This is a genomic window from Frischella sp. Ac48 (assembly GCF_019641635.1).
In the GTDB taxonomy this organism is placed as follows: Bacteria; Pseudomonadota; Gammaproteobacteria; order Enterobacterales; family Orbaceae; genus Frischella; species Frischella japonica.
The window spans coordinates 302,573-316,130 of sequence record NZ_JAETXP010000001.1; the positions used below are offsets into that span (position 1 = coordinate 302,573).

Sequence of the window (13,558 nt, forward strand, 5' to 3'; positions counted from 1 at the left end):
ATTCAAAAAAGATGAATAGGGGTTTATTTAAGAATCGTTTCAATAATGCCATGCTCTTGCATTTTATATAATAATGTTCTTCTACTCACTCCTAAGGCTTTGGCTGTATTTTCCCTGTGCCCTTGATTTTTTCTTAATTCATCGACAATTAGTACTTTTTCATAGTTTTTGAGCTTTTCTTTTAAAGTAACGCCCATATCTTGTGTATAATCATTAACCCCAATGCTGGTGTCTTGTGACTGATTTTGAACATGGAGGGGTAAATCTTGTGGATCAATATACAAACCATGCGACATAATTACGGCATATTCAATTGTGTTTGATAATTCTCTTACATTACCTGGCCAATGATAATGATTAAGAATATCTGCCGACTTAACAGCAAAATCTAGTAATTCTTTATTATTTTCGGCACAAAATTGCTGAGCAAAATAACGTGCCAGCAACATAATATCTTGTTTCCTTTCACGCAATGGCGGTAGATTTAAACTCATTACATTCAACCGATAAAATAGATCTTGTCTGAATTCACCGGTTTTTATCATATCCTGTAAATTACGATTTGTTGCAGCAATTAACCTGAAATCTGTTTTAATTAGTTTGTTTGCGCCTATTGGTTCAAACTCTTTTTCCTGAATGACACGTAACAATTTAACCTGTAAATTCACTGACATTTCAGATACTTCATCTAAAAAAAGCGTTCCTTGGTGTACACGCTCAAATAAACCTATTTGACGCTGGTATGCTCCGGTAAATGCACCTCTTTCATGACCAAACAGCGTACTTTCTAACAATGTTTCTGGTAAAGCTCCACAATTAATTTTAATAAATGGTTTGTTTGAACGAATACTATGAGCATGAATTGTTTTAGCAACTAACTCTTTACCAGTACCACTTTCACCAGTAATTAATACTGTTGATTTGGTTTGAGAAACTTTAGCAATATTTCGACAAAGTTCCATCATATTAGGACTATTCGTTATAATCCCACCATTTTTATAGAATATTGACTGATTATATTGTAATTGATTAACATTTTGTTTTTTGGCTCTACTTAATGCTAAAGTCCGTTTGATAAGGATTTTTAATTGATTCAGGTCAAAAGGTTTAACAACATAATCAAATGCTCCTGATTGCAATGCTTCAACAGCAGTCTCAACATCAGCATAAGCAGTCATTAGAATAATAAATAAATCAGGATAGCTATGTTTTACTATTTTAAGCATTTCTAAGCCTGTCATTTGAGGCAATCGATTATCTAATAAGATCAAATCAAATGATTGTTGTTGAATCAATGCGATAGCATCTTCACCATTATCGACCGCAATAACGTGATAATATTTCTGTAATAATAAAGATAATAATTTACGTAGATTTAATTCATCTTCGACAATTAAAATTTTTTCTATCATAATTTGATCATAAATCTTCATTACATGGTAGTGCTACTTCAACAGTTACACCCTCGTTATTGTCATTCTTCTTAATAAGAATTATCCCGTGATGTAATAAAATAATTCTTTTAACAAATGATAAACCTAATCCTGTTCCGGATGGTTTAGTGGTAAAAAAAGGCATGAAAATTTTGTGGACAATTTCATTTTTAATCCCAATACCATTATCTTTAATTCGAATTAACTGATAGTGCCGATTAGCAGACATACGCGTGGTTATTTCAATGATTGGTGATTTTTGACTTGCTTGAATTGCATTGACTATTAAATTAAGCAAAGCTTGCTTGATTAACTCTTTGTTTAAATAAATTTTAGACAACTGCTTATCCAATAATAAGATAAAATCGATATTTTTTGTAGGATGTATTAATTTTATCAACTTTACTACTTCTTCAAGCAAGCTATTTAGATAAATAGGTTTGTGATGTTTTTTTATCGCTAGTGAAAAATCTAATAATGATTCAAGCAATAAATTAATTGAATCAATCTCTTTGAAAATAATACCGGTATATTCGCAATAATCCGATTGCGGTAATTCATTAGTTAAATATTGAACAAATCCGCGTAAGGTGGTAAGTGAATTACGGATTTGATGAGCGATACCTGCAATTATTTCGGTTAATGGCTCGATTCCTTCCATTTTATTCATTAACTTTTGTGTTTCATTTTGTTGGTGAATTTCTTCAAAACTAAGTAAAACACCAATAAAGTTTGCTTGCTGATCTTTTAAATAATGAATCTTGTAAACAATGTTAAAAATAGGATTAACTACCATAAAATCATTTTTATATTCAAAATCATCATTTTCCATTTCACTAACAAAATCTAAATTATCAGTTAAAATCCATTCTTTCATCATGTTAACCTTATACAGCCAGAGCTCATTAGCTAACAACGTTCAAGAATAATGGTAATGCCTAATCCACCACCAATACACAATGTAGCAAGACCAAACTGTTTATCTTGATGAATCATGGCATAAAGTAGCGTGACTAAAATCCGTGCACCATTGCTACCAATAGGATGACCTAATGCGATCGTACCTCCTCGTACATTAGTTTTAGTCAGATCAAAATCAAGCTCACAATGGAGCGCCAAAAACTGTGCAGCAAATACTTCACTAGCTTCAATCAAATCGATATCGCTAAGACTCAATGAAGCTTTTTTCAATGCAAGCTTGGTTGCAGATATTGCTCCTAACCCCATCAAATTAGGGTTAATACCACTTGATGCATAGCTACGTATATAAGCTAAAGGTTCTAAATCCAGTTGCTTAGCTTTATCTTCTGACATCACAATTAATGCAGCAGCACCATCGCTAAAATCTGAAGTATTGCCCGTTGTAATGGTTCCTTGTCGAAAGATGGTATTTAGTTCATTCAACTGAACTAAATCAATATCGAATTTAGGTAGCTGATCTTGTTGAAAGAGAACGTTTCCGTTATCCGTGCAAATAGTGATTGGAACAATTTCATCAATAAAATCTCCATTAGCAATCGCTTTTTGAGCCAATTGATGCGATCGATAAGCAAAACGATCCTGATCTTCGCGACTAATATCATACATTCTAGCCAGAATTTCTGCTGTCAGCCCCATATGATAACGATTAATCGCGCAAGTTATCCCGTCATTAATTAATGTGTTATACATCTGATTTTTGGTATTCTGTGAGTACCGATGTGTTTTGTTATTTATCAGATAAGGAGCTTGTGACATATTTTCCATTCCACCAACAACTATAATATTATTATCACCTGCCAGAATACTTTGTACGCCTAATGCAACCGCTTTAAGTCCACTACCACAAACTTTATTTATGGTAAATGCCGGAACATCATTAGAAATATTGGCTTTTAATGCAGCCTGACGAGCTGGATTTTGCCCTAATCCTGCTTGTATAACATTGCCGATGATCACTTCGTCAACAAAACTGGCATCCAATGCGACGCGCTTTAAAGCCTCTTGAATAACAATGCTACCTAATTCTATGGTACCAACTGATGCTAATAAACCATTAAAACTTCCTATTGCGGTTCTTGTCGCACTCACTATTACAGCTTTTTTCATTTTAATAATCCTAAATATTGACAGACAACCAGCAAACGAGAATTCGTCATATTATGTCCACATTCCGTTTTAATACCTGAACTCAAAAAGATATTTTTGTTCGCATAACAATATTTTTGGGTAATTTATAATCCATTTATTTCTTACTGATAATATACAGCGGTTGTATAACCCTATCATTTGTCATGTATCATCGATACCTTACTTTCCTCTACCACCGCTAATGTAAGACTAATCAAAATAATTAGTTAGCTTACCGCATCTCATATTTAATTTTGTATTAATTTATTGATATTTATCTTGTTATATTAATAGTTACATTGTTATTGACGTTAATAGAATTGTTCTATATTGCATAAGGTATTCATTGCTCGTCTTAAATGCTTATTTAGTCTGATTTAAATCCCTGCCCTAAAAAGTATTGCAATACGTATACCAATTTAGAATTCGCTTTATAAAAAAATTAATATAATGATTTATTTTATAAAAATTACATTGGATAAGAACGTATGCTGTAAATGATGTGCAATATTTTGCGCATATGTGCAAAATATATTTCGCATAGGCATAATATTTTATGATAAATAAGTGTGGCGAAATATGAGATGTTTATTTATCTTGATATAATAAAGTTCGTAAAGATATCGTATTATTATTTTAATTTAAAATAAATATATCAATTTGATTATAATAAGAAATCTAAATTAATTATCTTACATTGTTTAGATATTTATTTTCGCATAAAAATAAATATACTGTATGCATGAACAGTATTAAAAAATTTAAAAATTTAGATTTTCTTCCAATTAAACAAGAAAATCTGTGCATTGCAAACAAAATTCCGCTATTTATGGAGTATATTGCGGCAGGTTTTCCTAGCCCTGCGCAAGATTTTATTGAGAAACGTATTGATCTTAACCAACTCTTAATTAAGCATCCCGCTGCCACTTATTTATTAAGAGTATCAGGTGAGTCCATGAATGAAGGGTATATCCAAGATGGTGATTTAGTGGTAGTTGATTCAGCTAAAAAGCCAAAACATGGTGATATTGTGATTGCAAATGTTTCAGGGGAATTTACTATTAAGAAATTGTGTTTAATACCACAACTCATGTTAAAACCGATGAATCAGAACTTTCATCCGATTATTATCAACAATCCCGACGATTTAAATATCTTTGGTGTCGTCACTTTTATTATTCATCAGGCTTAACAATGTTTGCTCTTGTTGATGTTAACGCTTTCTATGCCAGTTGTGAAAAGGTATTTCGTCCAGATCTTGAAAATAAACCTATCATTGTTCTAAGTAATAATGATGGTTGTGTTATTGCCAGAAATGATGAAGCAAAAGAACTAGGGATTAAAATGGGCCAACCCTATTTTACATTATCGCCTGAATTTATTAGTCAATATGCTATACAGGTCTTTAGTAGTAATTATGCTTTATATGCTGACATGTCTCATCGTGTTATGGAAACCTTGGCTACATTAGCACCGAATATAGAAATTTATAGTATTGATGAAGCATTTTGTCAACTATCTTACTCCGAGCAACAATTATCTTTGGCATGGCAAGGGAAAATTATCCGAGATACCATACAACAACATAACCATTTAACAGTTGGAGTAGGGATAGGTCCAACTAAAACATTAGCTAAATTAGCTAATTATGCAGCAAAAAAGTGGCGAAAAACCGAAGGTGTGGTAGTACTTTCTGAGCGCAATCGGCAACGTAAATTAATGGCAATTACACCCGTTGCTGAAGTTTGGGGAATTGGTCGACAATTAACCAGACAACTGAATATGATGAATATTCATACTGCGATGGATTTAGCACAATTATCACCTTATCAAGCACGAAAAAAATTTAATGTTATTGTGGAAAGAACAGTGCGCGAACTCAATGGTGAGTCGTGTCTATCATTAGAAGAGGTCAGCGAGCCACGTAAACAAATTGTTTGCTCACGTTCATTTGGCGAAAAAGTGACAGAATTTATTGTTATGCAGGAGGCTATTTGTAACTATACAGCTCGCGCAGCAGAAAAACTCCGAGCTGATGGGCAATATTGTCAGCATATTACCGTTTTTATTCGTAGCAGTCCATTTACGCCTAATACACCTTACTACAGTAATTATGCTTCAGAAATACTAGCCGCCACCAATGATACCCGGCAATTATTAACGGCTGCACAAAAAATTCTTAAGAGGATATGGTTAGAAGATAGGATATATCAAAAGGCAGGTGTTATTTTAAATGATTTTCATCACCATAAATTGAAACAATTCGATTTATTTTTAGATCACAAAAAACAGATTAAAAATGAAACATTAATGAAAACCATCGATCAGATTAATCAATCAAATATGGGCAAAATTTTTTTTGCGTCACAAGGCGTGAAAGGGCAATGGCATATGAAGCAGCAATTTTTGTCACCAGCTTATACAACGCAAGTTAAAGATCTTGCTAAGGTTAAGATATCATGATCATTTTCGAACAAATATGTATTTTAATTTACCATTAATAATAAATATTTACAGCAAACATATTAATGATAGAATTTTTACAATATGATTATCTTAATATCAAGACATATAAAAAACATAAACTCAGGATAATCAGTATTGGATAACATATTAAAATACTATTAAGTCAATCCTGCATTGATAATATTTATGCTAAGAGTTTAGCTAATTATCACTCACCACTTCACATAGGTTAATTACCTGATAAAGCATTACAATATTCGATGAATTATCAGGTAAATCAACGCTCGGAAACCGTTTTAATCTTTGCTCATATGATACTAAAAATAAAATCTGATAGTTATGTTATAGGGCAGCAAACAGAGATTGCCAATAATATATTAGAATTCGTTTTTACATATCTCACTAAGAAGATCAATGAAAAATACTTATTGTTTAAATAGTATTTACTTAATATCAATAGATATCTAATAAAAAAATAATTAATAGCGTGACTATGCTCTAATTATTTTAGTTCGTTAAACAAAAGCAATTAAAGTACTCAACCAATAATATCGAATACATCAATAATGATTTTTGATATTAAAATCAAGTTCACCCAATTCTTCAATAGCTTCATGGACTAAATCAACTGCTGCCCACATAAGATTACCTGATTTATGATGGTCAATGAAAGGTTCATCATATCCTACCGCTTGATAGTTATGATTATCAAGTATTACCTCGATTAAAGTCTGTACTTGCATCAATTTTGCCTCAATGTCATTGAATAATTCATTATTTTCCTTAAGCATAGTAATCCCCTTATCAGTTATATCAAATTATCAATACTAAAATAAAATGGTTTGGTTTACAGAAAATGGTTGCAATTAATTTTTAAGTCTGCAATCACATAAATTAATTTTTTTATTGATTTAAAAAATATATTAACGCTCACCTGTTTTGTTAGTACCACTATTGAGAATTGAAAAATCAATCGGTTAATACACAAAAAACAGACAAGCAAAGACAGCTACTGCTGTCTTTGTCGTTAGGTAGGTAAATATGACGTGTATTGGTTGAATGGAAGGACACCATTCAGGTATGATTAATAACAACACTGTTTTGCGTTAGTAATATGTGCAGATAAAGAAATTAGTTAATTGATAATATATAAACTTGAAATGGATGAACGAATCAATATGACAGATCTTCACCACACCGTATGTGATGATAAAATAGGCATTATAATAATACGCATTATGTTTTTTAAATTGACGGTTTTTCTGGCCAAACAATATTTGGCGCGTCATTCACATTAATACGATTAAGTAATATTCGATACTTTTTCCAAGCAGCACATACTGTTTTTTCTTCATCGGTAGCTATCTCTAAATCAACAGCATCTTGCAAATATGCAATCTGATTAGATGCTTCACTGATTAATCGATTCTTCTTTATTGTCGCGTCTTCATCATAAAAGAATAAGTCAAATCACAATTTGTAAAAGGATGTTTTATTAATTTGATGTATAATTCAATGCATTCAGATGTTATAGGTAGATTTTTTATTATGAAATATATTCATATTATTATTTTTTTATTAACGCATGATTTAACTGAATTAAAAGAATATTGGGAAGTTGAATTCATAAAAAAAGAATTTAAATGGAGTAGATTACTTAATAAATTAAGTAAAAGCGATAACACTTATATGATGTGGTATCGGCTTGCTTACTTTATGTTTCGGTCAGAAAGTAATAAACAAAAAAGAGTTGCAGTAAAAATTAATAGAAAATTAAATATAAGATATTCAATAGATATTCCATTGCAAGCTGAAATTGGTATTGGTTTTGATATGTGGCATCCAATCGGTGTTGTAATCACCAGAAAAGCTAAAATAGGAGATAGATTAAAAATTGGTAGTAATGTAGTTATAGGCTTTAAAAACTACGACATAGGTGGTTCAATAAAGATTGGTGATGATGTCACAATCGGAGCTAGCAGTATGATTTTCGGTCAGAATATAAAAATAGGTGATAATGTTAAAATTGGCGCAATGTCCTTCATAAACAAAGATATTCCAGACAATTGCACCGTTTATACAAAAAAAACGACTATATTGAAGAAATTTTAATTAAGGTTTTGTAGGGATTTCCATATCTTCAATTGATGTATCAAGCCTAGATAGCTGAATAGAGTAAATTTCTAATGACTCCAATCTTTCTTTTTCATCATCAGTTGCAAAATTATATTTTACTAATCTTTTAATCATTTGAATATTTTGATTTACCTCATTTAATAAACTATTTTTTAACTCTTCATTTTTGTTTGTTATATATGTTTTCTTTGATTCAATATCTTCAATCCATTTTTCTCCATCCCATTTATGAAACTCTGATGGCTTGGGCTCTGAAATTGTTAAATCATCAAATACAATACAACCTTTGTTAATAGCACTGAGCAACTTTTCGTGTTGTTCATCAGAGATTTCAATTGCATCTGCTGTCATTTGTTCTTTTGCATGAACTGACGAATGAAAAAATGTTTTTTTTTCTTTTGAGTAATAATATTGATTCATGATTAATATCCTATCTTCTCATTTTAATACCCGATGGCGATGTATGTGATTTGATCAATAGCAAGTCCGTTACCTGTCTCGCTCGGAGTGAATCCAGTGTTTGTTATATTTTGTGCTTCTGATCCTCTCGCACCATTTGATTTCCCATTTATTGTGACTGAGACAGATGATACATATGTTGGAAACGCTAAAGGAAATGTAATTTTAGCTTTATTTTGCCCTCTGCCAAATTGTATAATCACTCCAGTTTTTCCACATTTCCACCAGCCATTTGTGGATTTTAATGCTGTATTTTCAACAGATGCGCTCATTGCCTCAATAGCTTTATCATAAGCTGCTTTAACGGCTTTGGGTGTAGCGGCTTGATTTTCTACGGTACTATTCACTGCCGAATTAAGCTGAACACGTCCTTTAGCGGTAGTTGAAGCATTCGTTTCAGCGATAGATTTAGCCGTATTAGCCGTAGTGTTGGCGGTGCTTGCTAATATATAAGCGCTATCCGCTTTAGATTGCGCAGTTGCTGCGTTCGCTTTAGCCGTGTTTGCGACAGTTGTGGCACTATTGGCTTTATCAACGGCAGTTTTAACCGCTTTGGGTGTCGCTGCCAATGCTTCTGATGTACTATCAATCGCAGAGCTTAATTGCACAATTCCTTTGTGTTCAGTTGAGGCTTCTGGGATTAATTTAGTCCATTTATTGACATTACTTATGGGATTGACACTTTCATTTTCTACTTTGGCAATATAAATTATTCCATTATATTTAATGATTGCATTAACGGGATAGAAAACTTGCTCACTCCATTCTGGCACACCCTGTTGAAGTAAATACAGCATGTTTTTATCGATACGATTAAAAGCGCCATTCATCCACTCCATTGGCGGTTTAGATGCGGTTTGATCGATAGTAATTCCCCATCCGCGAGATACATCAGGGAAATCCAGTAATTCACCACTTTTTGAATCTTGGGCAAAAATTAAATAATCGGGATGTTTTTGTATTTTCATCATTAATGTCCTATTGCTTCTAATCTTATAAATGTACCATTATCAAATCCAAATGATTGTTTATCATGATAAAAGCCAAATGGTTGTTGATTTGTGATAACGATAAATTGATATTTAACACCAACTGGGCGTACCAGAATATCTAAGTATTTAATGGCATAAAGTTTAATGGTATTGAGGAGATTGCGATCGACGACAATATTCATTGTCATATTTTGATTATCGATGACGTTACTCGCTTGGCTTAACAAATATTGAATTGAGTGGATCGAATTAGCTAAAGTACCATCCTGAAAATTTTTCATTATTTTCGCTTTGAGGAAAAAACGATAGTCATCATCATCAAGACGGACAGTATCGTATAATGAATCATCATAACGATAAAATTTACCTATATTAAAACCTAATGCTATTTCATCGGCTAAAAAACCAAAGAACTGTTTGGCTACTGCATGATTTAATATTCGACTCATTCCAACATGCAGGCCAATTAAATCTAATGCATAACCTTTCGCCTTATTGATATTAAGGACATCAGCAATGTCGAGTACTGTTTTAAAAATTTCATCAGTCATCGCATATAACGCATTGATTGTACCTAATGCTTTTGGTTTATTGTGATACTGTAAAATCAAATAATTCCTAGCCATCGATAAATACCTCTACTTTTGTTATAGCGGCATATTCACGATAATCGACGTAGCAAATGTCAGAATTATTAACTGTTAATGATTTAATATAAAACCCATTGGTTAAATTAATACTGGATATTAACCGAGTTGCATAAACCGTTTCACCAATTTCAAAATCAAGTGCCATTAAATGTTTTTCAATAGACTGAGTATCAATATCGCTAAACGATTTATAACGGCCTAAACGCATTGAAACTGTGAGATTGTTACGAATCGGACGATCAAAACGAACTAAACGTTGAGCATCATATAACCAAACTTTTTTTTCAAGTTTCCCTGATAAACCACACCCACCGATTTTCTTTCTAGCAATCGTTTGTGCAATCTCTTCATCATCACCGCCAGCAATTACCACATTTATACTATGAGGAGGTATCCCTTTTTCATCGGTTAAATGAGAATAGTTTTCATAAACTTCACATTTTGCTACGCCAGGTAAGTTATATAATGCGGCTTTAATCCCTAATCGTTCGTCGTTACTGTTGATTGAATGTGACAACATAAAGCGTTTTAATAAATCGGCGTCACTTTCTTCTTCTGAGCCACCATGACTTTCAGAATTTACAATTACTTTTTCTATACCTATAATAATGGTAGATAATTGCAACATCTCATTGATTTTAACTTTATAATTACCTAATTCATTTGAACGTAACTGAGTTCTACCACTACCTAATTCATTTAAAGTAATCGCTTCAGTTACGATCCACTGATGCTTATTCTGATCAATCAGAACAGTATTTAACGGGATATGTGTATTAGGTTTACCAGTAATAATGACACTATCAATATAAGAATAGGATGCCGTATTTCTAATAATGCCAGCATATAAAGCTCGTTGTTCGAGCCATTGTCCCATTGCCTGATAAGGATCTAACATTTGCACAATAAATGAAACTGACTGATGAATGGTTTCCATTTCTTTGGCAAATAATGCCAATAACTGCCCATCAGGCGTATCACTATCTAAATTAACATCATTACCATAAATTTTTTTAAATTGATTAGAAAGCCGGTTATAAATTGTTTGATAACTATCGACTGTTATGCCAGTTTTAGTGACTGTCAACATAATATTCAGCCTCATTTAAATTGTTATATTTATCGTTATAGGTCACTTGAACTAAAAAGATCCGTGTTATACTATCGAGTAAAATAGTAAAATGTATAATTTCGTTGACTCCTTCAACACTCAATATGGCTGTTTTAATTTCACGTTCTAATTGAATAGTATCAGGATTTTTTTCCAAATAATTGAACCACGCGATGCCATCATCTTTATTTAAAAACCAATTGTTTTTTAAAGAAAATAATTTTGTTTTTATACATTGTCTAATTGCAGCCGAACCGGTTAAATAATTGGCCTTACCGCGTCCAAATGTCCAATCATGGTTAATATCCAATTCTCGCACTATCATTTTTTCGGTTTCTCCGTAATCTTATTGGTTTCAACGTGAACATGATTTTCTAAATCAATACCACCACCAATAATTTTCTCAGCTTGTAGTGTCCCTTTTGCCGATGCCATTCCACCTTGTTGCGTCCAACTTCCTACTTGATTATAGCTTCCCATTAAGACAGCATCCCCTATTTGTTGACAATTACCCAAATGTTCTATATCTCCTTTTATATAAATCTTACCTTGAGCCAATCGGATATATGTCGAAGCATCATCAGTCTGCATTGATACACCATCATGATAAAAATCAGAAATTTTGTTTGGCACACTGTTTACACCAACGATAAAAATGCCATCACTGAGATCATGCATGCGGTTATCAAGTGGAATCGATTTGTTGCCTGATGCATACCATCCATCGATACAGCGACTGGAAAATATCACTAATCCTTCATCACCGGCTTTGATTGGAACGGTAAAACAAAATCCACCTGCATGAGGAAACTGTGCAATCACATCGACTAAGGGAGGGAGCTCAATCTCTTGGCCGTTAGTCATCATTTTGTTAATCATGATCTCGCACGTAACCGTATGCCCATTGAAACTGACCACTCGCGCAGGCAACGCTGTATATAACGTTGATCTATCTTGTGTTATACAACCTTTAATTACATTAAATAATGATTCAACCATTGTGATACCTAAATTTTGACAATAAAAAAGCCTCCATTGGAGGCTGATTAAAGGTTATTTCTCGTTATTTTTTTATAACGAAATTACCACCTGTACAAACTAATTTACTTTTCCAGTCACTGCCCATTAAATCACCTTCATGTTGAATTGACTTAATTTTATAATTGCCGTTATATTCCGTTATCTGCGACTCAATTCGAATTAAACCACCAATTTTAAAATATGGATTACAAAGGGTTGTAACTTCTAAACCATCGTCATTTTTTTCAGGGCTTCCAATCATGCCTGTAGCGCTTGAGATAATATATCCTTCATCATTGCGAAGCGCTGTGTTTTTAGGAATAATCGCGAGTTGTCCATCTTGAATCGACCAATCAGCGCGATTATTTATAGCGACTTTAGACACCGCTTCACGAGCATCACAAAATAATACTTTTCCTCTTGGCAAAATAGTATTTCGCGGTAAATCAATTGTCGCGGCTTGAATGTTAAAACTTGCTAACGCTTCATTAACAACCACGATGTCACTTTGACCTGATGATAATGTTTTAACGATTGTTTTATCAGTGTACGCCTTGAAACCATCAGCACATTTTAAATGCGTAATGATATCTAAATCAGATTGTGAATTATTAATGCTGATAACATCACCCTTAAATATTAATCGAAAATCATCTTCCCGATAACAGATATATAACTCAACATGTTGGTAGTATTTCGTGGTAATTAAATTGCGGGTATTTTGATTTAAGTTGTAGATGGTAATTTCGCCGGTATTGGGTTCTGAGCTAATTGTTTTTGTAACATTAAAAGTTATTCTTAAATTACTATAGGTTAAACTTTCATCCTCATTACCAATTTTAAGTAGTATCTCTCGTCCGAATTGTTTCACGATATTCTTCTCTTGTCATAATCAATAAAGCAAATCTGTTAGCAAAATCTGTTTGACTAATTGATCCAATACCCAATTCTGATTTATCTTTTAAAACCAAAACAAATGGTAAATTAAATTCAAGCAGCGATGGACTACTCACCGATAATCCTTTTAACTGAGTGATAAACTGATTTTTATTGAGATCAAATAAATCAAACTGATAACATCTGGACAACTGATTATAATAGAGTGTCAGCCTAAGATTCATTTCATAGAGTGAAAATGATTGTTCTTGGACTGCTGCCGATGTAATTTGAATTCTATACATT

General features: G+C 32.6%; 16 protein-coding genes. 3 read left to right on the forward strand and 13 right to left on the reverse strand.

Translation table 11 applies throughout. The features are described 5' to 3' along the window. Positions 1 to 23: 23 nt before the first annotated feature. From JMI89_RS01365 to JMI89_RS01375, 3 genes are read right to left on the reverse strand one after another with little or no spacing between them, the layout of a single operon-like run. Positions 24 to 1,412 carry a sigma-54 dependent transcriptional regulator gene (locus tag JMI89_RS01365; RefSeq protein WP_187755730.1) on the reverse strand — a complete coding sequence of 463 codons (1,389 nt, stop codon included), beginning with the start codon at positions 1,410 to 1,412 and terminating at the stop codon, positions 24 to 26. A gap of 7 nt (positions 1,413 to 1,419) precedes the next feature. Then, complete coding sequence (locus tag JMI89_RS01370) at positions 1,420 to 2,310, reverse strand: nitrogen regulation protein NR(II) (protein ID WP_187755731.1); 891 nt, start codon at positions 2,308 to 2,310, stop codon at positions 1,420 to 1,422. A 32-nt stretch (positions 2,311 to 2,342) separates the two neighbouring features. Continuing rightward, the gene (locus JMI89_RS01375) at positions 2,343 to 3,521 is read right to left on the reverse strand and encodes an acetyl-CoA C-acyltransferase (protein ID WP_187755732.1); all 1,179 of its coding nucleotides are present in this window, start codon (positions 3,519 to 3,521) and stop codon (positions 2,343 to 2,345) included. A gap of 850 nt (positions 3,522 to 4,371) precedes the next feature. Here JMI89_RS01375 and umuD point away from each other — a divergent pair. Continuing rightward, positions 4,372 to 4,734, forward strand: coding sequence for a translesion error-prone DNA polymerase V autoproteolytic subunit (gene umuD / locus JMI89_RS01380; RefSeq protein WP_246415112.1), 363 nt, complete (start codon positions 4,372 to 4,374; stop codon positions 4,732 to 4,734). Between the two features lie 2 nt (positions 4,735 to 4,736). Beyond that, a complete protein-coding gene (umuC, locus tag JMI89_RS01385) occupies positions 4,737 to 6,005 on the forward strand; it encodes a translesion error-prone DNA polymerase V subunit UmuC (RefSeq protein ID WP_220679122.1) in 1,269 nt (422 codons plus the stop codon). A gap of 563 nt (positions 6,006 to 6,568) precedes the next feature. Here the strand turns inward: umuC and JMI89_RS01390 are convergent. Next, a complete protein-coding gene (locus JMI89_RS01390; RefSeq protein WP_220679123.1) occupies positions 6,569 to 6,799 on the reverse strand; it encodes a hypothetical protein in 231 nt (76 codons plus the stop codon). A gap of 454 nt (positions 6,800 to 7,253) precedes the next feature. Further along, positions 7,254 to 7,445 (reverse strand): tail fiber assembly protein, encoded by a 192-nt coding sequence (locus tag JMI89_RS01395; protein ID WP_220679192.1) that lies wholly within the window; start codon positions 7,443 to 7,445, stop codon positions 7,254 to 7,256. Between the two features lie 111 nt (positions 7,446 to 7,556). Between JMI89_RS01395 and JMI89_RS01400 the strand changes: the two genes are divergently transcribed. Beyond that, positions 7,557 to 8,120 carry a serine acetyltransferase gene (locus tag JMI89_RS01400; RefSeq protein ID WP_220679124.1) on the forward strand — a complete coding sequence of 188 codons (564 nt, stop codon included), beginning with the start codon at positions 7,557 to 7,559 and terminating at the stop codon, positions 8,118 to 8,120. On the opposite strand, the gene JMI89_RS01405 is transcribed toward JMI89_RS01400, so the two are convergent. From JMI89_RS01405 to JMI89_RS01440, 8 genes are all read right to left on the reverse strand, one after another. Further along, on the reverse strand, positions 8,121 to 8,564 hold the full coding sequence (locus JMI89_RS01405; RefSeq protein ID WP_220679125.1) for a tail fiber assembly protein: 444 nt from the start codon (positions 8,562 to 8,564) through the stop codon (positions 8,121 to 8,123). 23 nt (positions 8,565 to 8,587) lie between these two features. Continuing rightward, entirely contained in the window at positions 8,588 to 9,571 is a 984-nt protein-coding gene (locus tag JMI89_RS01410) for a tail fiber protein (protein WP_255562835.1), read from the reverse strand. A gap of 2 nt (positions 9,572 to 9,573) precedes the next feature. Next, on the reverse strand, positions 9,574 to 10,221 hold the full coding sequence (locus JMI89_RS01415; RefSeq protein ID WP_220679127.1) for a DUF2612 domain-containing protein: 648 nt from the start codon (positions 10,219 to 10,221) through the stop codon (positions 9,574 to 9,576). Next, positions 10,214 to 11,335 carry a baseplate J/gp47 family protein gene (locus JMI89_RS01420; RefSeq protein WP_187755739.1) on the reverse strand — a complete coding sequence of 374 codons (1,122 nt, stop codon included), beginning with the start codon at positions 11,333 to 11,335 and terminating at the stop codon, positions 10,214 to 10,216. The genes JMI89_RS01415 and JMI89_RS01420 overlap by 8 nt, the downstream gene beginning before the upstream one ends. Continuing rightward, complete coding sequence (locus JMI89_RS01425) at positions 11,319 to 11,681, reverse strand: hypothetical protein (RefSeq protein WP_220679128.1); 363 nt, start codon at positions 11,679 to 11,681, stop codon at positions 11,319 to 11,321. Before JMI89_RS01425 ends, JMI89_RS01420 begins: the two co-directional genes overlap by 17 nt. Beyond that, positions 11,678 to 12,355: a Gp138 family membrane-puncturing spike protein gene (locus JMI89_RS01430; RefSeq protein ID WP_187755741.1), complete on the reverse strand. Its 678-nt coding sequence runs from the start codon at positions 12,353 to 12,355 to the stop codon at positions 11,678 to 11,680. The genes JMI89_RS01425 and JMI89_RS01430 overlap by 4 nt, the downstream gene beginning before the upstream one ends. A gap of 64 nt (positions 12,356 to 12,419) precedes the next feature. Next, positions 12,420 to 13,247 (reverse strand): hypothetical protein, encoded by an 828-nt coding sequence (locus JMI89_RS01435; protein WP_187755742.1) that lies wholly within the window; start codon positions 13,245 to 13,247, stop codon positions 12,420 to 12,422. After that, positions 13,216 to 13,557 (reverse strand): hypothetical protein, encoded by a 342-nt coding sequence (locus JMI89_RS01440; RefSeq protein ID WP_187755743.1) that lies wholly within the window; start codon positions 13,555 to 13,557, stop codon positions 13,216 to 13,218. Before JMI89_RS01440 ends, JMI89_RS01435 begins: the two co-directional genes overlap by 32 nt. Position 13,558 lies beyond the last annotated feature (1 nt).

Excerpts from the sequence above, each read along its gene's own strand:
- JMI89_RS01400 (WP_220679124.1), top strand. The coding sequence starts at position 7,557 with ATGAAATATATTCATATTATTATTTTTTTATTAACGCATGATTTAACT.
- JMI89_RS01365 (WP_187755730.1), bottom strand. The coding sequence starts at position 1,412 with ATGATAGAAAAAATTTTAATTGTCGAAGATGAATTAAATCTACGTAAA.
- umuC (WP_220679122.1), top strand. The coding sequence starts at position 4,737 with ATGTTTGCTCTTGTTGATGTTAACGCTTTCTATGCCAGTTGTGAAAAG.
- JMI89_RS01420 (WP_187755739.1), bottom strand. The coding sequence starts at position 11,335 with ATGTTGACAGTCACTAAAACTGGCATAACAGTCGATAGTTATCAAACA.
- JMI89_RS01440 (WP_187755743.1), bottom strand. The coding sequence starts at position 13,557 with ATGTATAGAATTCAAATTACATCGGCAGCAGTCCAAGAACAATCATTT.
- JMI89_RS01375 (WP_187755732.1), bottom strand. The coding sequence starts at position 3,521 with ATGAAAAAAGCTGTAATAGTGAGTGCGACAAGAACCGCAATAGGAAGT.
- umuD (WP_246415112.1), top strand. The coding sequence starts at position 4,372 with ATGGAGTATATTGCGGCAGGTTTTCCTAGCCCTGCGCAAGATTTTATT.
- JMI89_RS01430 (WP_187755741.1), bottom strand. The coding sequence starts at position 12,355 with ATGGTTGAATCATTATTTAATGTAATTAAAGGTTGTATAACACAAGAT.
- JMI89_RS01425 (WP_220679128.1), bottom strand. The coding sequence starts at position 11,681 with ATGATAGTGCGAGAATTGGATATTAACCATGATTGGACATTTGGACGC.
- JMI89_RS01390 (WP_220679123.1), bottom strand. The coding sequence starts at position 6,799 with ATGCTTAAGGAAAATAATGAATTATTCAATGACATTGAGGCAAAATTG.
- JMI89_RS01405 (WP_220679125.1), bottom strand. The coding sequence starts at position 8,564 with ATGAATCAATATTATTACTCAAAAGAAAAAAAAACATTTTTTCATTCG.
- JMI89_RS01415 (WP_220679127.1), bottom strand. The coding sequence starts at position 10,221 with ATGGCTAGGAATTATTTGATTTTACAGTATCACAATAAACCAAAAGCA.
- JMI89_RS01370 (WP_187755731.1), bottom strand. The coding sequence starts at position 2,310 with ATGAAAGAATGGATTTTAACTGATAATTTAGATTTTGTTAGTGAAATG.
- JMI89_RS01410 (WP_255562835.1), bottom strand. The coding sequence starts at position 9,571 with ATGAAAATACAAAAACATCCCGATTATTTAATTTTTGCCCAAGATTCA.